The sequence below is a fragment of the Epilithonimonas sp. genome (assembly GCF_056329745.1).
The window spans coordinates 60,819-82,445 of record NZ_JBWEYV010000017.1; the positions used below are offsets into that span (position 1 = coordinate 60,819).

The following is a 21,627-nucleotide window of genomic DNA, read 5'->3' on the forward strand; positions in this document are numbered from 1 at the left end:
TCAGATTTCTAGATTAACTTTACTCAATCTCAAAGAGTTAAGAATGACAGACACCGAACTAAAACTCATAGCCGCTGCCGCAATCATCGGGCTTAGCAAAATCCCAAAGAAAGGGTAGAGTAGGCCTGCCGCCAAGGGAATGCCCAAAACGTTATAGATAAAGGCAAAAAACAGGTTTTCTTTGATGTTTCTAAGCAGCTTTTCACTCAGGATTTTGGCTTTTGCCACGCCCAGGATATCGCCTTTCAGCAAGGTGATTTCGGCACTTTCTATGGCTGCATCGCTTCCGGTCCCCATCGCAATCCCAATGTTGGATTGCGCCAAAGCCGGTGCATCATTGATGCCATCGCCCGTCATCGCCACAATTTTTCCTTCGCTTTGGAGTTTCTTGATTTCGTTCATCTTATCTTCCGGTAGGCAATTGGCTTTGTAATCCTTTATTCCTAGCGCATCGGCTACTGCTTTTGCCGTATGCTCGTTGTCACCTGTCATCATAATAACCTGGATGTTTTGAGAATGCAAGTACTCAACTGCCTGTTTTGATGTCGGTTTTATCTTGTCAGAAAAGCTTAGAAAACCCAATATTTTACTGCCTTTTGCAAGGTAAGAAATGGTTTTGGCCTCATCCTGACTCTCGATTACCTGTTGCTGTAATGTTCCTGGAATAGTAATGTTGAAATGTTTTAATAAGGCCTCGTTCCCAAGAAGGATTTCTTCATTATTAATAACGCCTTTCACGCCTTTTCCGGATATATTTTCAAAGTTTGTAACATTTTCAAATTTGTTATCCTTTTGTTTTCTGAAAGTTTCCAAAACCGCATTGGATAGTGGATGATCCGAATTTTGATTCAGTGCCGCGGCCAGTTTTAGGATATCATTTTCATTGGCTTCGCCAAAGGATTCGATTTTATCCAGGCTTGGTTTACCTTCTGTAAGTGTCCCAGTTTTGTCTGTAATCAGGACGTTGGTTTTGTGCATCTCTTCCAGTGATTCGGCATTTTTAATCAGGATTCCGTTTTGAGCACCTTTTCCGATCCCTACCATCAGGCTCATTGGCGTGGCCAATCCCAAGGCACAGGGACAGGCGACAATCAGTACCGCAACGGCATTTACGAAGGCATAAATCAAATTATTCTCGCCTCCGAATATGTTCCATAAAACAAAGGTTAAAATGGAAATCCCAATCACCGTTGGGACAAATATTTTTGAGATTTTATCTGCCAGTTTTTGGATTGGGGCTTTGCTTCGGCTGGCTTCGTTCACCATTTTGATAATCTGGGAAAGCAGGGTTTTATCGCCTACTTTTTCTGTAGTCATCAGGAACGTGCCGTTGCCATTGATGGTTCCTGATGTCACTTTATCGCCCGATTTCTTCTCTACAGGGATGGGTTCTCCGGTAATCATAGATTCGTCCACATTGGAATTGCCGTCGGTGATTTTGCCGTCTACAGGAATTTTTTCTCCCGGTTTTACGCGCAATACATCATTGATTTTAACTTCGGATAAAGCCACTTTTTTCTCGTTGCCGCCGATGATTAGATTAGCGGTATCCGGTGAGAGGTTCATTAATGCTTCTATGGCTTTTCCGGTTTTCATATGTGCGCGGGCTTCCATCATTTGCCCCATAATCACCAACGTGAGAATGACGCAAACCGACTCAAAATAGAGTGGTGCATTGTCGCCGTGCGCCAACTCGTGCGGTAAAATATCCGGAAAAAATAAAGCCACAAGACTGAAGATAAATGCCGCAGCTACGCCCAATCCAATCAGCGAAAACATATTGAGGTTCCAGGTTTTGAAACTTACCCAACCGCGTTTTATCAGAAACCAGCCTGCATAAAAAATGACCGGAATACTGAGTATCAATTCCAAAATCCCCTGAACCTGATGCGAAAATGGCCAATTAATTAGCATCCCACCCATTGAGAGGATAAAAACCGGTACCGAAAACCCCAAAGCTATCCAGAATTTTTTTCTCAGGAGTTTGTAGGTGTCATCATCATGGTCGTTATTTTTGGAAGGGATCGGCACAAGGTCCATTCCGCAGATCGGGCAGCTGCCAGGCTCGTCCCTGATGATTTGCGGATGCATTGGGCAGGTGTATTGTACGGATTTTTTTTCAGGGATCTTTACCAGGTCCATTCCGCAAACCGGGCAACCAACGTTGGACTCATACACTTTGTCCCCTTCGCAAAACATGGGGCAATAATATTTACCGGCATTTTTTGCCTGATTGATGCTCTCTGGTTTATGCTCTGCATGATGATGCATACTGCTATGACCTGTATTATCAACCAAGTCCTGAGTTATCTCCTCCAGGTGCATGTGGCAAACCGGACAGTCGCCTTTTTCATTGTAAACTTTGTCGCCTTCGCAGAACATGGGGCAGTAATATTTGCCGATATTATCTTTGAAATTGGTTGGGAGATTGGTTTTAGAATAGGTTTGTGGTTTATTTTTATGGTCTTCCCGTTCTTCTATCGGTACCAGAAACATATTGCAGACAGGGCATCTGCCGGGCTTGAAATATAACTTATCGCCTTCGCATTCCATTGGGCAATAATAGACGGAACTTGGTGAAATCCTTTGATTTGGGTGAAGTGGCTCGTGGTTATGAAGATTATGGTTTTCCATTTTTTGAATTTATATCACAAATTTCTGAAAAATAGATGCCAATCCGTTATAAATAAATGGGAAATTGTTATATAATAATTTTTATTGAAACTGGGATTAAATCTCATCCAAGGCAATTCTTTTTTTCTCCTTTGTGTTTAGGAAAAGTGTAGGAGAGAAGCCTGTGATTTTTTTAAACTGGGAGGATAGATGCTGGACACTTTTGTAACCCAGTTTTTGTGAAATCTCGGTGAGATTAAATTCTCTGTAAAGCAACAGTTCTTTGACTTTTTCAATTTTTTGCAGGATAAAATACTGTTCTAATGTAATGTTTTCTTTTTGAGAAAAGAGCTTGGATATAGTGCTGTAATCTTTATGAAGTTCTGTACTAAGGAAATCTGAGAGAATGAAATCTTCGGGCAGATCCTCATCAGACATTTTTATGATAATTAAAGATTTTATTTTTTCGATTTGTTTTTCGGCAGAATCTTTCAGTAGTTCGAAGCCGACTTGCTTTAACTTATAATCGAGTGACCGGAGTTCAGTTTCAGATAACCGATTCGTTATATCAACTTCACCCAAAGAAACGGTACTGAACCTGATGCCCAAATTACTGAATATGGATTCTACGGCAGAAATACAACGATTACAAACCATATTTTTGATAAAGATCTTCATAATACGAATTTAATGAATTGAATTGTAACCGTCTAGTGTTATCAAACGTTATAAGAATCGAATTTTTTTAATGTTCTGATAATGAAGAAACTCTAATATAATAAACTTTATTGATAAACAGTTTGAAAATAGAATTTCAAGTTTCTGTACATTTGATGATAAATAAATTTTATTATTCAAAAATAATCGTACCTTGCGACAAATTATATTTGAAATCAATGATTTGTTCTTTCTTTTTGTTGTTTTTCCTAATCTATAATTTTAAAACAACATTTTTATAACTTAATTTTTTTAAAATGAACATTTTTGTTTCAAACATCAACTACGCAACTAAAGATTATCAGTTGCAAGAATTATTCGAAGAATTTGGAGAAGTTTCTTCTGCAAAAATTATTACAGACAGAGATTCTGGGAGATCAAAAGGATTTGGTTTCGTAGAAATGGGTGACGAAGAAGGAAAACAAGCTGTTGACGCCCTAAACCAAAAAGAATTTAACGGTAAAATTCTTAACGTAACAGAAGCAAGACCAAGAGAAGAAAAACCAAGAAGGTCTTTTGACAACAACCGTGGCGGTGGTTACGGTGGTGGAGACAGAGGCGGAAACCGTGGTGGTGGTAGCCGTTGGTAATCCTAATATGTGTTGATCAAAAAATTGAGACACAATTAAATTAAAAGAAACAGTATAAATATTCGTATTTATACTGTTTCTTTTTTCTAAAAAATTTAGTTGGTTTGTTTTAAGGGTTTTTAAATTCTATACATGAGATTTTATAAATTCAAAATTTATTTTAATGAAAAACATTTAAGAAATAAAAAAGCAGCACAAAATCCTGTACTGCTCTAATATTTCAAATATTTTGATGAGTTTTATTCTACAATAAATTTGGTATTCAAATCACCGGTTTTCAAAATATATACGCCTTTGGGCAGGTTTTTGATCACAATGGTATTACCGTTTTGGAATGGGTTTTCAACGGTTTGTACATTTTGCCCTGACAGGTTATAGATCATAGCCTTGTTGAATTTTTTAAGATTCTCCCCACTTACGGTAATTACATTACCCTTCACCGGATTAGGTGAAATAGTTAAGTTTTTGGAGAACGAAGCATCATCTACAGCCAAAGGTGATTTTCCAAACACAGCCTGCACCCATTCAGGATGATCTATATATGGGTTTCTGTTCCCTTGGAATTTGTAAGCCGCCTTGTTTCGGTCAATTTCTTTCTGAGAGACCGGATCTTGCTCGCTCCATTTCAATAGGATGTTTAGATACCATGTTTGTAGGCCTTGTCCTGTTGTACCATTAAACGGATTATAAGTTCCTGCCGTAATTGTTGAAAAGGAAGGTAACTGAGACTCATATCTCGTAATGAAATAAAGTGTCATCCTGGCGAAATCACCTTTAAACTCATTAATTGGTTCAAAAACAGTTCCACTGTAGCCCGGGACTTTACTGGGACCAATTTTGGTTCCATTTTTAAATAACATGGTAGCTGAAGAAACTTCACCATAAAGCATATTTTCCCGGCTTTTGTTGACGTAGTAATCGGTTGGGATTACAAAATGCACATCATGTGACATTGGTACAGCATCAATTCCTCCAAAGTAGACTTTAGGTAAAGAATGTTCTCTGTTATAGCAAAACCCCTCATTGTTTTGGTTGGTACTGCCACACTGGTTACCACCAACTGATGCTTGTCCCCATTTATATTCATATGCATCATTACTTATACCAGGCGTATTGGCTGCAGGATTTTCGGAATACATGTCGATAATTGTTCCGTCTTTTTCATAATAGTTATCAATATCGGTGGATTTATAAGCCAACCATAAGCCGCCTGTTCCTTGCCCATAACCTTGATCAGAATGACCATTGGTGATGATTTGAGATAACTTAGATTTGAGGCTGTATCCAGTTAAATTAGAGGTGCCATCGTAGTAACCATTTGGGATTTGTGCGCTTACAATATTTGCAACCGCCACAAACAATAAGATAATTTTGGTTTTCATTGCTAAAAGAAATTAATACACAAAATTACTACTTAATTGAAATATAACATTATAAGTGACCTTTTTTAAGGAAAATTTAAGATGTAAAGTAAAAAATGTTGAATGGCGGTTTAGTTATTCTCTGTCAGGTACTTTTTGTTAATTTTAGAGAAAAACCATGCGATTGTCAACCCAAAAAACAGGGCGATAGCCGAAACTATAAAATAGTTGAGCCATTCTATCCTCACGGGGAAAGGCAAACTTTCACTGGCTTTGAAAATACCTGTGCGGATTTGGAAAAAACATACGGCAGACCCAATAATTAATCCGCACAAAATCCCTAATAAGACAATCAAAACGCCGGTGAAAAAATAGATGAGTCGCAGATTTTTGAGGTTGAATCCTAGTGCAATAAGAGATTTGGCCTGATCTTTTTTATCCAATTGCAAAATGGTAATGGCACCAGCTAAATTAAAAGTGGTGATGAAAATTACCAATCCAAAAATCAGGTAAATCATCAGCTTTTCTGTATTGATCATTTTCCAGAAAGCCGCATTTTCTTCGGACTTGGTATTGATGGTAATATTGGTGCCTATACTTTTGTAGAGATTTGCTTTTACAACATCTGCTTTTGCCTGATTTTTTAATTTTATAACAATCTCATAACAGGCTGATTTGGGTAAGCCTAAAAGTTCCTGAGCCAGCTCCAAAGGTGCGATGATATAATTGTCCAGTTGCTCGTTACCCGGGAAAATTCCACTTACGTAAATATTTTTTTTGTTGAAGATATCATTTTCTTGCTGGATAATACCTTTCCCTGGCTTAGGCATTAAGATGGTTGCAAAATCCTGACTGGAGTTTACGGGAAGTGCCAGCCTGTTGTCTAGGCCATTTTCCATAATTACCTCATTGCTGTATTTAAAATCGGGGTATTTGCCGTAGAAGATATTTTCGTTAATTGGATTCACGCTGGTGTAGGCAGAATCCACGGCGCGCAGATAGGCAATCTCGCCATTGTCTTTGTAACCAAGATAAACTTTTTCTTCAATCAGTTTCGAAAAATGGAGGATGTCCGGATTGCTTTTAAGGCTTTCATCAATCTTCTTGATATCAGTAAGCACTTTGCCGGATTTGCTGCGGATGGTAAGATCTGCATGCAGGTTGGCAATCATTTCTTTATTCATCTCCTCCAGTCCGGAGAAAACCGAAATAATGATAAACATCGCAGCCACAGCAGCTACCATGGCAAAAGCCGCCAGCCACGTGATAAAAGTGACGGCTGTACTGCCTTTTTTGGCAATCAGGTAACGGGATGCTATGTAAAAAGCATTTTTCAAAAGCTGATGAATTACAGGATTGGGTTGTCGCCTTCGCCTTTCAGCTCGCGTTCTATGCGCTCTACATCATCCAGGCTTGTATCGATATAGAAAACCAATTGCGGAATAATGCGCACCTGTTTAGACATTTTCTGCCCAAGGTAATTGCGGTAAAAAGAAGAATTTTCGTTGATTTCCTTCATAATAGGTTTTCGCAGCTCGGCAGGGAAAATACTAAGGTAAATTTTGGCAATACCCAAATCAGGCGTCACCTTAACATCCGAAACCGAAACCAAAAAACTGTTTTGTTGGCTTTCTGATGCCTGTTTGCGGAAGATCTCCGCCATATCTTCCTGTATAATCTGTGCTACTTTTCTTTGTCTGTTGCTTTCCATAAGTTTTGCAAATTTAGTGTTTTTGTTTTGATTTTCTAGCGGCAGTTATATTATAGGATAAGGAGTTTCTCCTAATTTGAAAATTTTGATTAACGAAGAAGAACTTTTCATTAACCAATTTACATTTTAAGAATATTTTAAAGTCCTAAAAAGTTGTTAAAACATTGTTGTCCGATAAAAAAACAAATCGAAAAACACGATATTAATAGGATAAACAGACAGTTCGCTCCTCTGGAGCTTTGCTTTCACTGGCTGATTTTTTTCTATTAACAGTAAATCCCAATGGGATTAATACAAAGCTCCATTGGAGCAAACTGTTAATAGAAATAGGTGTTTCCATAATTAGAGCTCCAAAGGAGCGACCTGTTAATTGTATTTCTAATTTTTATAGGAAAACGATATTATTAAAACTAATATCTTTCGTAAATTTGGGTCACATTAATTGATTAACTTTTATAGGAGATCAAATTTAAAATCAAATTTGTAATGACAACAAAATACGAGCAAATTCCCAATTCGCTTTTTGTGAAAAACAGAAAGAAACTGGCAGAGCAATTATTACCAAAATCCTTAGCGGTTTTCAATTCAAACGATATCTATCCCATCAGTGCAGACTCTACAATCCCATTTCAGCAGCACCGCGACATTTTTTATTTGAGTGGAGTAGATCAGGAAGAAAGTATTCTCGTGATTTTCCCGGATGCTTATCTGGAGGAAAACAGGGAAATATTGTTCCTGAGGGAAACCAACGATCACATTGCCGTTTGGGAAGGGGAAAAGTTGTCCAAAGATCAAGCTTATGAAGTATCCGGTATCAAAACGGTTTATTGGTTAAGCGACTTTGACAAAGTTTTCAATGCCCTGATGTATGAGGCAGAAAATGTCTATCTCAACAAAAATGAGCATTACAGGAACTCGGTCGAAACGCAAACCCGCGAGGATCGTTTTATCAAAAAAATCCAGTCCGATTTTCCGATGCATACTTATAAAAGAAGCAACCCAATTCTTCAGCGGTTGAGAAGCATCAAAGAACCGGAAGAACTGGCACTGATCCAAAATGCCTGTAACATCACGGAGAAAGGCATCAGACGCCTGCTCAAATTTGTAAAACCTAATGTTTGGGAATATGAGATAGAAGCAGAACTCATCCACGAATTTCTGATGAACAGAAGCAAAGGCTTTGCCTACACACCGATTATTGCCAGCGGAAAAAATGCCAATGTACTGCATTATATTGCGAACAATCAGCAGTGTAAAGATGGTGATTTGATTCTTTTGGATGTTGGTGCAGAGTATGCGAATTATTCTAGTGATTTGACAAGAACAATTCCTGTGAGTGGTAAATATACTGCCAGACAAAAAGAAGTTTATGATTCTGTTTTACGATGCAAAAAAGAAGCTGAAGACCGTCTGATTGCTGGTAACAACTGGTATCAATTCCACAAAGACATGGGCGATGTTTACACTGCAGAACTCTTGCAGTTAGGATTGATTGACAAAGCCGATGTGCAGAATCAAGATCCAAAATGGCCGGCTTATAAAAAGTATATGATGCATGGCACCTCCCACCACATGGGTTTGGATACGCACGATTACGGAATCCTGACTGATGATTTTGTAGAAAATATGGTCTTTACAGATGAGCCAGGTTTCTATATTCCGGAAGAAGGTTTTGGTGTAAGGATTGAAGATGATTATGTAATCCAAAAATCAGGGAAACCATTTAATCTAATGGGTAACATCCCTATTACAGCAGAAGAAATTGAGGATTTGATGAATTAAAATCCTCCCTAAGTCCCTCCAAAGGAGGGATTTTTTTATTTTAGGAAATAAGATTATGATTCCCCTTTGGGGTTAGGGGATAAAAATTCCATCAGGTCCATATAATTTTTTTGGTTGACACCATGTCCGTTCATATATTCCCGAAAAGAGAAATAGGCACTTAAATCATAAAGAAGTTCAGCCGCCTTTCTGCCCCAATCTATAGGAACCACGGCATCATCTGTCCCGTGGGAAATAAAAAATCTCAAATGTTCCAGTTTCTTTTTATCCTTTACGATGTTTTTTAGCATTTTCTCTTCCGGATAAGAGCTTAGAATCGCAACCTTTGAGAATAATTCGGGATATTGCAGTGCCAAAGCGTAGGCAATCATGCCTCCCTGACTAAAACCGACAAGATGCGTTGGGTTATCCGTCAATCCATACCGGTTGCTGACGGCCATGATATTTTCCATCACTGTTTTTACTGCCTCGTTGGCTTCGGCCTCGTCAACAAAATCACTAGGATTATTAAAATCAATATCAAACCAGGCATAGCCGCCATAATTGCAGGTTTTGGGTGCACGGAAACTTACAACCAGCCAGTCTTCCGGCAATGTTGGAACAAAGTTGAAAAGGTCTTCTTCATTACTGCCATAGCCGTGCAGCATAAAAAGAATGGGTGTTTCCGGTGTGATATTCTGAGGTTCTCTTACGAGGTATTGTAAATCCATATTGCAAATATAAATAACAGAGTTCAGAATCCTGAATAGTTTTTTGATTATCCGCAATTCATAACATTTGAAATTATATTTGTTTTCCTTTGCTAAGTAAAACGCCTTTGCGAGCCTAAAAGCACACAGAAAAACAAAAACCTTTGCGGACTTTGCGTTTAAAAAGCCTTATGCCTAAAAGCGAACAATCATTTAGTTTTTTATGCATAAGTGCGGATAGCTGGAAAATTACGTATTTTCGCAGCACAAAAATTTCTAAAATGGATAAAATACCTAGTGTAGACCTGCGTGATTTCCTTTCGGACAACCCGGAACGCAAACAGAAATTTGTAAATGAAATCGGAAAAGCTTACGAAGAAATTGGTTTTGTTGCCTTAAAAGGTCATTTCCTAGACGATAAGCTTGTGAGTGAATTGTATGGTGAAGTCAAAAACTTTTTTGATCTTCCTGTGGAAACTAAACAAAAGTATGAGATTCCCGGAATTGGAGGACAAAGAGGTTATGTAGGTTTTGGAAAAGAAACCGCAAAAGGATTTAAAAAAGGAGATTTGAAAGAGTTTTGGCATTTCGGACAGTATGTTTCCGAGGATTCAAAATATAAAAATGAATATCCAGACAATGTGATTGTGGAAGAACTTCCGAAGTTTAATGAAGTAGGGAAGGAGACCTTTCAGATGCTGGAAAAAACGGGAAAATATGTTTTGAGAGCTTTGGCTTTATATCTGGGACTTGACGAATTTTATTTTGATGATAAAATCGCGGAAGGCAATTCTATCCTTAGGCCAATCCATTACCCGCCAATTACCGAAGAACCGGATGATGCGGTGAGAGCGGCGGCGCATGGCGACATTAATTTGATTACTCTTTTGATGGGTTCTCATGGGAAAGGGCTTCAGGTCCAAAATCATAATGGCGACTGGATCGATGCCATTGCAGAACCGGATGAATTGATGATAAATGTTGGGGATATGTTATCAAGACATACGAACAATAAATTGAAATCTACGATTCACAGAGTGGTAAACCCGCCAAGAGAATTATGGGGAACTTCGAGATATTCTATTCCATTTTTTATGCATCCGGTGAGCGGCATGTCACTTGCTGCGCTTGATAATTGTGTAGATGAGAATAACCCCAAATTATATCCCGATGCCACGGCTGGCGAATTTTTGCGGGAAAGGCTGATTGAATTAGGCTTAATCAAAATCTAATCGAGATTATATTTAAAATAAAGTTTCAGTAAAAATACATCAAAGATTAATAACAGGCAAAACGGTTGTAAATAAAGACTTTACAGCCGTTTTATGATTTTTTGGTAATGAGGTAAAAAGCAGTAAAAAGCGAGGTTTGGCAAAAGTAAGGTTACTAAAACGTTACTTTTAAATATTAGAAACAATCGTTTTAAAATACTGTATTTCAGCTTTCTGCACAGTTTTTCATATTGTTCCGTAGCTCACATAGGTTTAATTTTATCATTAAGAATTGTGAGTATGGAAACGACAAAAAAATCAACATTTAAGGTATTGTTCTACCTTAAAAAGAACGCCCCAAAGAAAAACGGAAAAGTTACGGTTATGTGCAGGATTACCGTAAACGGCAAACAGTCTGCATTCAGTACAAAGCTGGATATTTCCGCAACAAATTGGGATTTGAAGTACGGCAGGGTTTTAGGTAAAAGCCGAGAAGCACAAGACACAAACAGGAAACTTGACAAAATTCGTTCGGGTATTGAGGAATGCTATTCCAAAATTCTGAAGAATGAGGGGGCTGTAAACAGTGCTAAACTTAAAAATGCCGTTCTTGGGATGGAAAGCGGAGAACTGACCTTTTTCAAATTCTATGAACAGTTCCTATCCGACTACGAGAAAAAGGTTAATAGTGGACTTCGGGTAAATGGCACACGCAGTAAATACAAAATACTTTTGAAACATCTTCGAAATTTTGCCCTTACAAAATACGGCTATTCCGATGTGTCCTTTAACGACCTTACACCTGATTTTGTGCAGGACTTTGATTACTACCTGCGTGACGACCAAAGTTTAACACACAACACCATTTGGCTGTATATGATTGGATTTACTACGCTTTGCCGATTGGCAATGAGCAGAAAGCATCTTGCTTTTAATCCATTCAGCGAATACAAGAATACCAAAAAGGATAAAGACCGCGGTTATCTATTGCGCAATGAATTGGAACAGCTCGTAACGTTCAACTGCGAGAAAAAGAAAGACGAATTGGTTAAAGACTTGTTTGTTTTCAGTTGCTTTACAGGTCTTTCCTATTCAGATATGAAAGGGCTTAAAAACAGCAATCTTCAAGATTTCTTTGACGGCAACCAGTGGATTATTGTACGCAGAAAGAAAACGGCTACATCATCAAACGTGATGCTCTTAGATATTCCAAAAATGATTATTGAAAAATATGCAGGATTGTCAAAGGACGGAAAGGTATTTCCTACACCATCAAATACGATTTGTAATGACAGCTTAAAGAGAATATCTCAACTGATTGACTGCCTTGTAGAAAAGAAGGTAACCTTTCATTTGGCGCGTCATACCTTTGCTACGCTATTTTTAAGCGAGGGTGTTCCATTAGAAAGTTTGAGCAAAATGTTAGGGCATAAAAACATTGCCACTACTCAGATTTATGCAAAAATTCTCAACGAGAAAGTCGGAAAGGATATGCAAAAGGTATCGCATAAATTTAAGAGTATGGAGAGCACCTTTATTGCTCAACTTTGAAAACTAATAATACGATTAAAGAAAGCCAATGCTGTTTTGCGTTGGCTTTTTGTATTTTTACAGTCAATAGAACAACAAGTTATGATTGAACAATTTTCACAAAAGACACAAGAAGAATTAAAATATTATGTCTATATTCTAATAGACCCCAGAGATAATAAAATATTCTATGTTGGAAAAGGCTATGGTAATCGTGTATTTTTTCATATTAATGAAGCAATATTTAACCCAATCGGGACTGAAAAATTAGAGATTATAAGAGCGATAAAATTAGAAAATCTAAAAGTAAAACACTTTATAGTTCGGCACGGCATAGAAGAAAATGAAGCACTAATAGTTGAATCTGTTTTAATTGATTTTTTAACTTTTAAGGATTTTGCGGAGGTTGCGAAAATTTCAAATATTGTTGCAGGACATTATTCATTTAATCAAGGAATTAAAACGGTGAGTGAGTGTGAAATACTTTACAATTGTGAAGTGTTAAAAAAAGAAGATATTAAACATAACGTTTTAGTAATCAATATAAACAAAACATACGATAATAGACACAAAAAGAAAAGTGAGAATCCTATTTATGACAGACCAAACATTTATGAAGCAACCAGAGGTTGGTGGGTATTAGACAGAAACAGAGCAGAAAATTCAGATTTTGTTTTGGCAGAATATAAAGGCGTAATAAGAGCGGTATTTAAACCTGAAAAATGGGTTCAAGATATTGAAAATAGAGGTGTAAAAAGATGGGGCTTTGAAGGTTCAGAAGTTACTTCAAAAGAAATTCTTGATATATATATGAATAAAGAAATTCCAAAAATTAGAGGGATGGCAAATCCAATTCGTTATTTTGAAAAAATACCCGCCACCAATAACTAAGCTTTCGTCTTGTCCGCAGGACACGATATGAAAGCCCGTTGAACGGAAGCTCCGGGAGCTTTTTTGGCCGTCTATGGAGTTTTCGATTTTAGGATTTAGGGTAACAAAGCAGTTTTTTGGAATGACTGCTTTTTTTTGTGGCATTTGGTAGCCTTTATGAGTGGTTTTCTGCAGGTTTTTCTTCGCTGCAGCATATAAATTCCCTTACCCGCAAAGGTTATTTTGCAGACAATGGTTGGATAACGAAAAGAAATTCCGGCGGCGGACCGCGCTGCCCGAAAACAGCTATAGTGACTAAGTTTCCTTCCTTGCAACTTCGACATTTCCGGAGCAAAGTTTTCGGTTTTGCTGCAGTAACTCTGATTTTCAAATCGGATTGCAGTGCCTGCAGTTTCCCACGCTTCCAGCTGCTGCTCAGGATGCCGTAATGCCGCATCCTTACAAATCTTTTCGGTAAAATATGCATCGAAAATCTCCGGACAAACTCCGTGTTTGCAAGAGTCATTTCCTTTTTTTCGCCGCCTTTGCGGTAATCTTTGTAGCCAAAACGGACCTGCTGATCCGTCACTTCTTTTATGCGGTGATTGCTGATGGCGACTTTGTGAGTGTATCTCCCCAAATACTCGATCACCTGTTTAGGCCCACCAAAAGGTCTTTTCGCATAAACGACCCAGTTTTTGGAGAACAGTTTGTCCATTAAATCACGGTCAGTAATTCCACAGGCTCTTAAGGAAGCCACAAACTTCGCACGGAACACTTTGCTCATCGCTTTTACCGCAAAGAGATATTTGTTGGTCCTTAATTTCTTTCTCCATTTTCCTTGCCGGTTGATGCCCCCGCCCGGAACAATGCAGTGCAGATGCGGATGCAGGCTCAGATTTTGTCCCCACGTATGAAGTATGGCAATCATTCCCAACTGCAAACCCTCGGTGTTTCCGAATTGGTTTAAAGTGGCCCAGGCGGCCTCAAACAAGGTTTTGTAAATGAGTTTTGGCAGAGCGAGGGCCAGAGCGTTCAATTCCTCCGGCAGGGTAAAAACCACATGATAATAGGTACAGGGAAGCAAGTCTTGTTCGCGCTTTTGGATCCACTCTTCCTTTTTGTGTCCCTGGCACTGCGGGCAATGCCGGTTACGGCAGGAGTTATAGCTGATGGAAAGATTTCCGCAACCGTCTCACGCATCAATATGACCACCCAAGGCAGAAGTCCGGCAGTTGGACAATGCCCGCAATGTCTTTTCCTGATGAACGCTGAAGTTTTGGGATGATAAATTGATTTTGCGAAGAACTTCTGCTACATCCGCACCTTTACTTCGGGCCTGCATTCCTGCTGCATAAAGTAAATACGGTATCCAAAGGACTGTGCGGTTTTTGGTCCGAGAGCTGGCACACATGAAGATATTCCATTGTACTTTCAATACGCTCATGACCCAGAAGTTTCTGTACCATGATGATCGGAACGCCGTCTTCCAAAAGGTGTGTGGCATAAGAATGCCGCAACGTGTGGGTGTGAACGTCTTTGGTGATGCCGGCTTTTTTGGAGATGGTTTTAATTACCCACTGCACACCGCGCTGGCTGTAGCGTGAATCAAAATCTTTGCTGGCAGATGGTGAAGCCCCTGTTCTGAGTGGAGTCGAAGCATCAATCTCTTCGATATTTCTGTTTTGATTGCCGTTAAATAAATACCGCTCCGGATTCTCAATACTGATGAAGGTTTTCAGTCCCCGGATTAAATGTTCCGACAAAGGAACATACCGGTCCTTACCCCCTTTTCCCTGCACGATATGCAGCATCTTGCGGTCAAAATCCAGGTGCTGAAGTTCGATATTCCTGACTTCCATACACCGCAGTCCACAGCCGTAGATCAGACCGATAAGCAGTTTATGTTTCAGGAGTTCGGCGGATTGAAGCATACGCCAGATCTCTTCCCGGCTCAGGATCACAGGCAGTTTGTTTACTTTTGGAATGGCGGGAAGATGCAGAAAACTATAAGGCAGGCCTTCAGTTTTCAATAAAAAGCGAAGTCCATAAACGGTGTGTTTAAAGTAAGTTTGGGAAGGAGTTTTCGAGCGTTGCTGCAGTTCAAAAAGATAATCTTTGACCTGTTCGGGATCCAACTCGGTAGGCAGGGTTTTAAAATGCAGCGCCAGGGCTGCCACATGCCGGGAATAATTATCGAACGTTCTGGGGCTCCTGCCCAGGATCGAAATATTCCTTTCGAAGCGTTGCAGCAGTTCAGCAAAACCACTAACTTCGCTCGAGGCGCGGTTCAGAATTTTGTTTACCCTTAACTCCTCCGGAGATTTTTTTTTGTAGCCATTTTAAAGATTTTTTGTTGTTTTACCAAAGTTAATAAAACAGCGAAGGGAAAAGCTACCGGAGGTTTAGTTCAACATCGTATTGGCAATAGTGCGGAGGGAAAGCAAGTTTGAAGATTTCAGATTTGCCGAAGATTAATTTATAATAGAAAAAGTTTGCATTTTTAGCCGCACCATCGCCAATACGTAACCGTTGTGTACAATTAAATTAAAAAAGAGGTGAATTTAGAAGAAATAGTTAGGGCAACCTATGAAGAGGTTAAAAATACAGATGACAAAGGACGATTGGCATCTTATATTCCTGAGTTGGTTAACGTTGATTCGGAAAGTTTTGGAGTATTTATATCAACAATTGACCACACTAATTTTGGTATTGGCAATTTTAACGAAAAATTTTCGATTCAGAGTATTGCAAAAGTACTTTCACTAAGCTTAGCATATAGTATTCTTGGCGAGAAAATTTGGACAAGACTTGGAGTAGAACCTTCAGGAACAGCATTTAATTCTCTAGTTCAACTTGAAGCAGATAAAGGCATACCTCGAAATCCCTTTATAAATGCTGGAGCAATTGTTATTTCAGATATTCTACTTAGCAATCTGAAAAACCCAAAAGAAGAATTTTTATCTTTTATTAGAAGCATTTCCAATAATTCAGAATTAAACTATTCACGCAAAATAGCTGCTTCAGAAAAAAGCGTAGGATTTCGAAATGTGGCATTATGTAATTTCATTAAATCCTTTGGAAATATTGAAAATGAACCCTCAGATGTTCTTGACTTCTATTTTGATCTTTGCTCTCTTGAAATGAATTGCAAAGAGCTTTCAGAATTATTTTTGTTTTTAGCAAACAATGGCTGTAACATATTTGCTAACAATTCGATACTTACCAAAAGCCAATGCAAAAGAATAAATGCACTAATGCAAACTTGTGGCTTATATGACGAATCTGGAGAATTTGCCTTTAAAGTTGGACTTCCTGGAAAGAGTGGTGTTGGAGGAGGGATTGTTGCAATCCATCCAAATCATTATGCGATTGCAGTTTGGAGTCCGAAATTGAATGAAAAAGGAAATTCATATAAAGGGATGAAATTTCTTGAAGAGTTTACAACAAAATCTCAGTTATCGATATTTTGAGATGAAATAGCCATGATTGGAACAAATCACCAACCGAAGATGATATTATAACCAATCTGGCGTATTCCATGTGACCCATAAAAATAAATAATAACACATGAAAACTGTACACAATAACTAAGCTTTCGTTTTGTCCGCAGGACAAGAAATGAAAGCCCGTTGAACGGAAGCTCCACAGTTTTCAGCAGGAACCGAAGACCGTATACAGTATGCTTAAAATACGATTGCGAAGGGGTTCTGCTCCGCCGCTGCAGTTCAAAAAGATAATCTTTGACCTGTTCAGGATCCAGTTCGGTGGGCATAGTTCCAAAGTGAAGCGCCAGGGCCGCCACATGACGGGAATAATTATCAAAGGTTCTGGGGCTCCTGCCCAGGATCGAAATATTCCTTTCGAAGCGTTGCAGCAGTTCAGCAAAACCACTAACTTCGCTCGAGGCGCGGTTCAGAATTTTGTTTACCCTTAACTCCTCCGGAGATTTTTTTTTGTAGCCATTTTAAAGATTTTATTGTTTGTTTTACCAAAATTAATAAAACAGCGAAGGGAAAAGCTACCGGAGGTTTAGTTCAACAAGGAGTATGCAAATGACGGTATTTAACCGGTTAACGCTGATAGTTATCTTCCAACACCTTGATAATGTCGCTTTCACGGAAAAGGATTTTCCGTTCGAGCTTGATAAAAGGTATCAGTTTGTCATCCCTGTACTGTTGTAATGTTCGTTTGCTGATGTGTAGCATTTCGCAAATCTGTTCGCCTGACAGGTAGATTTCCCCTTTTAAGAGTGGATGAAAATATTCCCTGATATACAGCAGTTCATTTTTGATACCTACCACAGCTTCGAGCAGGGCAAGCATATCTTCGTTTGAATTTCCAATCTGTTTCATTTCTTTTGCTTTTTTAATGGTCGCTCTCCCTGCATAAGTAACTCCACTTCGGATAATCTGAAATACGTTTTCCGATTGATTTGCGTTGCTCCAAGAATGCCTTTTGCTCTATACGTCTGCAACGTTCTTTTGCTGATGTTGAGCAATTGGCAGGCTTCCTGTTGGTCGAGCCATTTAGTTGCCTGTTGCAGTGCTTTGTAGGGTGTAGTCATTTCCGCTATCAAATTGGAAACTTCCTTAACTTCCCTATGCAATGCTTTCAAAATCTGAATGTCTAAAACTGTTATTTCCATATCTGCATCATTTAAACCTCTAAAATAAAAGCTATTCACATAGGTCATTTTAATGTTGCATCCGATGGCGGTATTTGGCGTACAGTTGCCAAATACTAGGCTATAATCCTAACTTTGGTTTCTTACTTTTAGGACGAGACTGTTGCGTTATGATTGTATTGTCCATTTTTAAAGCAGGCTTTTTATAGGTCTGTATAGCCTGATTTTTTTCTTCATTTTTGAAGTCCGAACGGATAAGCGTTTTTGTCGCACCTATTATGCTTTCAGGTTCGGAAGTCTGTTTTTGTTGTTCAGTACGTTTTCCCCCGAATAGCCTGTTCCAATCTATTAAGCCTTTTGCTTCCCTGAACTGACGTTTTAAATTAGCGATGAAATTGGAAATCGGGTCGCTCTGCTTATCAACCTGTATCAAAGGACTATGTTCTTTCTCTCTCTGCTCTTTGTCAGGTATTACTTTTTGTGCCATAGGTTCAAAATTTGCACCCAATATAGAACACAAGGGAATGTATTGTTTTCATTTGGCATTATGTGGCAGTATTTGGCTTATGTTGGCACAATATGAATAGAAAGTAATCCTCAAAACACTTTAAATTTTCCTCGCAAAGCCCTCACACATTTAAAGAGTTTTGTAAGGATAAAGGAAAGCATACAAAAAACATCCTATCCTTAGCCCTTACGTGTTTTTTATACCCTTTCTTTGATTGGAATTGATTAAAAAAAGAATAAAAAAGGGAGCAAAGATAAGGCGGACAGCCACCGCACCACCCAACCAAAAGACTACGGCATAATGGCAGGGCAAATATGGTGGCTTCGCCGAGTTTGTTGTGTGCCCTGCCACCCTTCGGGACTTATTCCGTTTCCTTTTGGTTTTTCCGCCTGTCCCCCTTGTTAAAATGGCTTTCTTTTTTTTCTGTTTTTTTCTTTTGGAAAATAATTTTAAGAGGTAGAAACGTACCACCCACCACGTATAGTTATCAAAACAACGGTTTGTGTTTCTCGTTATAGATTTCCCTAATCAATTCCCCGAACTCCTGAAAGTGGTATTCGATAATGTTGTCCAGATACGCATAAATCGTCAGTTTGTCGATGCCCATAATATTTGTAAGCCTGTTAAATGTTTCGTGGTGTTCCTGCATTACATACACTGATTTTCCTTTGCTTGCAATCCTGTTGGAGATTTTAAAGAACTGCCCGCAGTAATCCTCTTGCGTCATCTTCTTTGGCTTTGAGGTACTTTTTTTCGTGGTGTTCGCTGACGGTTTGGTTTGTCCCATTTCTGTTGCTATTTGCACGGGTTCTTCCCCTGGAATTATGTTCATCAGTGCTTCCTCGTCTACTTCGGGTTTGGCAAAATCTTCCCGATGTGTTACTGCCTGTTGTTCCGTCAAGGGTTGTTTCTTTTCATTAGTTAGGAAATTTTCTATAGAGAAATCCTTTTTTTTGGGTTGCTGATTTTTGGTTTCTTCATTTATCATATCTATCGTTTTTAATATTATATCAAATTAGCTGTTTCGCTAGCTGAACAATCAGTCATAAATATCATAGCACGTATGTAAGTTGCTATGCACCTATATACCCTTAATCAACTAGTTCATTAACTCAAAAATTTGTAATTAGTCTGCATTCAATCACGCAGATTAGCTGTCAGGATTTATGCTGTTTAGTTACTTGATTAAGCACATAACCAATCAGCCAACTAACCAGTTACAAAGGAAATAAAAGCAGTCCCAATGCGTATAGAGGTGGCACTATTTGGCGTCCATTGGCTTTATTTGGCGTAATTGTAAGTGAATGTTATTCAGATAGTCTTGTCGAAATTTGTAATCGGAAACGATGAGGTTTTTCCTGCTAACTCCAATCCGTTTGCAAAACGGATTTTCTGAACTCCTGTTCAGAGCAAGTTATCTCTTGAGGTCCTCGAAATGAATTTCGGCACCTCAAAAGCACTTGCCCTTGCAGGGGGCTGGAAACGGCTCCGAAGTCGCACGTTTATAAAAAAATAAAAATGGATTATTATGGAAGAGAAAAACAGAAAACAGATTAGAAAAACAGGAAGAAAACCAAAGATTGATCCTGCGGTACATCGGTACTCCATCAACCTGAATGCAGAAGATAATGCTAAATTTCTTGCCCTTTTTGACCAGTCAGAAATGAAAGCAATTGCTCATTTTATCACAGCCTGTATCTTTCAGAAGACGGTTAAGACCGTTAAAATTGATATGGATGCAATAGAATATCATGAAAAGTTGACAAGATTTTTTAGCCAATTCAGAGTAATAGGAACGAATTACAATCAGATTGTGAAGATATTGTACCGCAATTTTTCGGAGAAAAAAGCAGGAACATACCTGTTTAAATTGGAAAAAGAAACAATTGAATTGGTACAAGTCACAAAAGAAGTCATCCGTTTGACACAGGAATTTGAAGAGAAGTATTTGAAAAAAGAGTAAAGTTATGATTGCAAAAATTGGAAAAGGAAGCAATATGTACGGAGCGATTCTGTACAATCAACAGAAAGTTGACAAGGAAAATGGAGCGGTTTTATTGCTCAACAAGATACCTGATACGGTGGACGGCAGGTATTCCGTAGCGTATTTTAATAAATGCTTCGAGCCGTATCTTTCGGCAAACATCAAAACGGAAAAGACAGTACGGCATATATCGCTGAACCCAGATCCGTCGGATAAAGTCAGTGATGAGCAATTTGCGGAAATGGCAAAGGAATATATGGAACGTATGGGCTATGGCAATCAACCTTATATAGTTTTCAAACATACAGACATTGACCGAACGCATATACACATTGTTTCGACCTGCGTAGGCATTGACGGAAAGAAAATCCCCGATGATTACGACCATCCACGCTCAATGGCTATTTGTCGGGATTTAGAACAGAAATATAATATGCAAAAGGCAACTGAACAAGAGCAAAAACAAGCCAATAAAGTTTTCAAACCTGTAAATCATAAAAATGGTGACATCAAAAGTCAGATTGCTTCGATGGTACGGCATCTGCCAAAGTATTATAGTTTTTCTACTATGGGGAGTTACAATGCTTTGCTATCACTTTTCAACATCACAGCGGAAGAAGTTAAGGGCGAGCGTAATGGTCAACCTGTAAATGGATTGGTTTATGTCGCATTGGATGAAAATGGGAACAAGATAAGTAATCCTTTTAAAGCATCACTTTTCGGAAAAGATGCAGGTGTTGCACAGCTTCAAAAACATTTTGAACAGTCAAAAGAGAAAATGAAAACTAATCCAGTAAGGTCTGTTCTGAAAAATACGGTGGAGCTTGCCATACATACCACAAGCAATGAAACAGATTTTAAAAAGCAACTTATTGAGCAGGGTATCAATACGGTTGTCCGCAGAAACGAAAGCGGACGGATTTACGGTATCACGTTTATCGACCACGAAAGCCGAAGCATTTGGAACGGTTCACAATTAGATAGAAGCCTGTCGGCAAATATGTTTAACAATTGGTGGAACAACGGAAATAAACCCGAACTGAAAGTACAGGAAAGCCCTGTTTCCAATACGGACACATTAGACCACCAACCAACAAAAGACCTGTTCGAGTTTATCTCGCATGAACATTTGCACAGCTCCGATTTGGGATTGTTTAGCCTGTTGCCCCAAGCACAGGGTGAGGACTACGAGGAAGGACAGTTTGCCAAACGGATGAAGAAAAAGAAAGGCAGAAAGTTATAACAGACGACATCATTGTCAATAAAGAAATTTTAAAAAAAAAATCTAAAGTATGTTTACCAATTTAAATATCCATCATTTTTATAGCAAGCATAATGTTTAGAATCTAAAAGTTTACTATTTTAGTAGCTTCTTAAGGATAACCCGTAGTGCATTATAAAAAAGGTTACTCATAATACGAAAATTTCGTATAT

At 38.6% G+C, this 21,627-nt stretch carries 23 protein-coding genes and 2 pseudogenes; 11 read left to right on the top strand and 14 right to left on the bottom strand.

What is annotated here, in order from left to right; all coding sequences use genetic code 11:
- Together AC00Y6_RS12320 and AC00Y6_RS12325 are read right to left on the bottom strand one after the other, a co-directional pair.
- The gene (locus AC00Y6_RS12320) at positions 1–2,634 is read right to left on the bottom strand and encodes a copper-transporting P-type ATPase (RefSeq protein WP_474490917.1); all 2,634 of its coding nucleotides are present in this window, start codon (positions 2,632–2,634) and stop codon (positions 1–3) included.
- Positions 2,635–2,730: 96 nt separating this feature from the next.
- Positions 2,731–3,291: a helix-turn-helix domain-containing protein gene (locus AC00Y6_RS12325; RefSeq protein ID WP_474490918.1), complete on the bottom strand. Its 561-nt coding sequence runs from the start codon at positions 3,289–3,291 to the stop codon at positions 2,731–2,733.
- A 296-nt stretch (positions 3,292–3,587) separates the two neighbouring features.
- Between AC00Y6_RS12325 and AC00Y6_RS12330 the strand changes: the two genes are divergently transcribed.
- The gene (locus AC00Y6_RS12330) at positions 3,588–3,920 is read left to right on the top strand and encodes an RNA recognition motif domain-containing protein (RefSeq protein ID WP_474490919.1); all 333 of its coding nucleotides are present in this window, start codon (positions 3,588–3,590) and stop codon (positions 3,918–3,920) included.
- A gap of 239 nt (positions 3,921–4,159) precedes the next feature.
- Here the strand turns inward: AC00Y6_RS12330 and AC00Y6_RS12335 are convergent, their stop codons facing one another.
- The 3 genes from AC00Y6_RS12335 to rbfA form a co-directional block, all read right to left on the bottom strand.
- The gene (locus AC00Y6_RS12335; RefSeq protein ID WP_474490920.1) at positions 4,160–5,302 is read right to left on the bottom strand and encodes an endonuclease; all 1,143 of its coding nucleotides are present in this window, start codon (positions 5,300–5,302) and stop codon (positions 4,160–4,162) included.
- Positions 5,303–5,412: 110 nt separating this feature from the next.
- The gene (locus AC00Y6_RS12340; protein ID WP_474490921.1) at positions 5,413–6,618 is read right to left on the bottom strand and encodes an ABC transporter permease; all 1,206 of its coding nucleotides are present in this window, start codon (positions 6,616–6,618) and stop codon (positions 5,413–5,415) included.
- Positions 6,619–6,629: 11 nt separating this feature from the next.
- Positions 6,630–6,992, bottom strand: a complete 363-nt coding sequence (rbfA, locus tag AC00Y6_RS12345) for a 30S ribosome-binding factor RbfA (RefSeq protein ID WP_474490922.1) — start codon at positions 6,990–6,992, stop codon at positions 6,630–6,632.
- 486 nt (positions 6,993–7,478) lie between these two features.
- Between rbfA and AC00Y6_RS12350 the strand changes: the two genes are divergently transcribed.
- Positions 7,479–8,774: an aminopeptidase P family protein gene (locus AC00Y6_RS12350; protein ID WP_474490923.1), complete on the top strand. Its 1,296-nt coding sequence runs from the start codon at positions 7,479–7,481 to the stop codon at positions 8,772–8,774.
- A 53-nt stretch (positions 8,775–8,827) separates the two neighbouring features.
- On the opposite strand, the gene AC00Y6_RS12355 is transcribed toward AC00Y6_RS12350, so the two are convergent.
- Positions 8,828–9,484, bottom strand: coding sequence for an alpha/beta hydrolase (locus AC00Y6_RS12355; RefSeq protein WP_474490924.1), 657 nt, complete (start codon positions 9,482–9,484; stop codon positions 8,828–8,830).
- Between the two features lie 260 nt (positions 9,485–9,744).
- On the opposite strand from AC00Y6_RS12355, the gene AC00Y6_RS12360 reads away from it, so the two are divergent.
- From AC00Y6_RS12360 to AC00Y6_RS12370, 3 genes are all read left to right on the top strand, one after another.
- A complete protein-coding gene (locus tag AC00Y6_RS12360) occupies positions 9,745–10,695 on the top strand; it encodes an isopenicillin N synthase family dioxygenase (protein ID WP_474490925.1) in 951 nt (316 codons plus the stop codon).
- A 279-nt stretch (positions 10,696–10,974) separates the two neighbouring features.
- Positions 10,975–12,225, top strand: coding sequence for a site-specific integrase (locus AC00Y6_RS12365; RefSeq protein WP_474490926.1), 1,251 nt, complete (start codon positions 10,975–10,977; stop codon positions 12,223–12,225).
- Between the two features lie 81 nt (positions 12,226–12,306).
- Entirely contained in the window at positions 12,307–13,095 is a 789-nt protein-coding gene (locus AC00Y6_RS12370) for an LEM-3-like GIY-YIG domain-containing protein (protein ID WP_474490927.1), read from the top strand.
- Positions 13,096–13,312: 217 nt separating this feature from the next.
- Here AC00Y6_RS12370 and AC00Y6_RS12375 read toward each other — a convergent pair.
- A pseudogene (locus AC00Y6_RS12375) lies at positions 13,313–14,419 on the bottom strand (IS91 family transposase).
- Positions 14,403–14,987, bottom strand: a complete 585-nt coding sequence (locus tag AC00Y6_RS12380) for a tyrosine-type recombinase/integrase (protein WP_474490937.1) — start codon at positions 14,985–14,987, stop codon at positions 14,403–14,405. Before AC00Y6_RS12380 ends, AC00Y6_RS12375 begins: the two are co-directional and overlap by 17 nt.
- Here AC00Y6_RS12380 and AC00Y6_RS12385 point away from each other — a divergent pair.
- The gene (locus tag AC00Y6_RS12385; protein ID WP_474490939.1) at positions 14,880–15,110 is read left to right on the top strand and encodes a hypothetical protein; all 231 of its coding nucleotides are present in this window, start codon (positions 14,880–14,882) and stop codon (positions 15,108–15,110) included. The two genes, AC00Y6_RS12380 and AC00Y6_RS12385, sit on opposite strands and share 108 nt — an antisense overlap.
- A gap of 57 nt (positions 15,111–15,167) precedes the next feature.
- Here AC00Y6_RS12385 and AC00Y6_RS12390 read toward each other — a convergent pair.
- A pseudogene (locus tag AC00Y6_RS12390) lies at positions 15,168–15,305 on the bottom strand (tyrosine-type recombinase/integrase); the annotation flags it as partial.
- On the opposite strand from AC00Y6_RS12390, the gene AC00Y6_RS12395 reads away from it, so the two are divergent.
- On the top strand, positions 15,255–15,386 hold the full coding sequence (locus tag AC00Y6_RS12395; RefSeq protein ID WP_474490928.1) for a hypothetical protein: 132 nt from the start codon (positions 15,255–15,257) through the stop codon (positions 15,384–15,386). The pseudogene AC00Y6_RS12390 and the gene AC00Y6_RS12395 sit on opposite strands and share 51 nt — an antisense overlap.
- Positions 15,387–15,632: 246 nt before the next feature.
- Entirely contained in the window at positions 15,633–16,547 is a 915-nt protein-coding gene (locus AC00Y6_RS12400) for a glutaminase (protein WP_065722182.1), read from the top strand.
- Positions 16,548–16,573: 26 nt separating this feature from the next.
- On the opposite strand, the gene AC00Y6_RS12405 is transcribed toward AC00Y6_RS12400, so the two are convergent.
- Entirely contained in the window at positions 16,574–16,930 is a 357-nt protein-coding gene (locus AC00Y6_RS12405) for a hypothetical protein (protein ID WP_474490938.1), read from the bottom strand.
- Between AC00Y6_RS12405 and AC00Y6_RS12410 the strand changes: the two genes are divergently transcribed.
- A complete protein-coding gene (locus AC00Y6_RS12410; RefSeq protein WP_474490929.1) occupies positions 16,859–17,011 on the top strand; it encodes a hypothetical protein in 153 nt (50 codons plus the stop codon). The genes AC00Y6_RS12405 and AC00Y6_RS12410 overlap by 72 nt on opposite strands.
- Positions 17,012–17,147: 136 nt before the next feature.
- Here AC00Y6_RS12410 and AC00Y6_RS12415 read toward each other — a convergent pair whose 3' ends face one another.
- The 4 genes from AC00Y6_RS12415 to AC00Y6_RS12430 all read right to left on the bottom strand — a co-directional run bounded on the left by AC00Y6_RS12415 (position 17,148) and on the right by AC00Y6_RS12430 (position 19,197).
- Positions 17,148–17,429, bottom strand: coding sequence for a helix-turn-helix domain-containing protein (locus AC00Y6_RS12415; protein WP_379953353.1), 282 nt, complete (start codon positions 17,427–17,429; stop codon positions 17,148–17,150).
- Positions 17,426–17,722, bottom strand: coding sequence for a helix-turn-helix domain-containing protein (locus tag AC00Y6_RS12420; protein WP_031504736.1), 297 nt, complete (start codon positions 17,720–17,722; stop codon positions 17,426–17,428). The genes AC00Y6_RS12415 and AC00Y6_RS12420 overlap by 4 nt, the downstream gene beginning before the upstream one ends.
- Before the next feature lie 100 nt (positions 17,723–17,822).
- Positions 17,823–18,188 (bottom strand): hypothetical protein, encoded by a 366-nt coding sequence (locus AC00Y6_RS12425; protein WP_474490930.1) that lies wholly within the window; start codon positions 18,186–18,188, stop codon positions 17,823–17,825.
- Positions 18,189–18,696: 508 nt separating this feature from the next.
- Complete coding sequence (locus tag AC00Y6_RS12430) at positions 18,697–19,197, bottom strand: DUF3408 domain-containing protein (protein WP_474490931.1); 501 nt, start codon at positions 19,195–19,197, stop codon at positions 18,697–18,699.
- 540 nt (positions 19,198–19,737) lie between these two features.
- On the opposite strand from AC00Y6_RS12430, the gene mobA reads away from it, so the two are divergent.
- Together mobA and mobB are read left to right on the top strand one after the other, a co-directional pair.
- On the top strand, positions 19,738–20,172 hold the full coding sequence (mobA, locus tag AC00Y6_RS12435) for a conjugal transfer protein MobA (RefSeq protein ID WP_474490932.1): 435 nt from the start codon (positions 19,738–19,740) through the stop codon (positions 20,170–20,172).
- Between the two features lie 4 nt (positions 20,173–20,176).
- A complete protein-coding gene (gene mobB, locus AC00Y6_RS12440) occupies positions 20,177–21,436 on the top strand; it encodes a conjugal transfer protein MobB (protein ID WP_474490933.1) in 1,260 nt (419 codons plus the stop codon).
- The last annotated feature ends 191 nt before the right edge of the window (positions 21,437–21,627 follow it).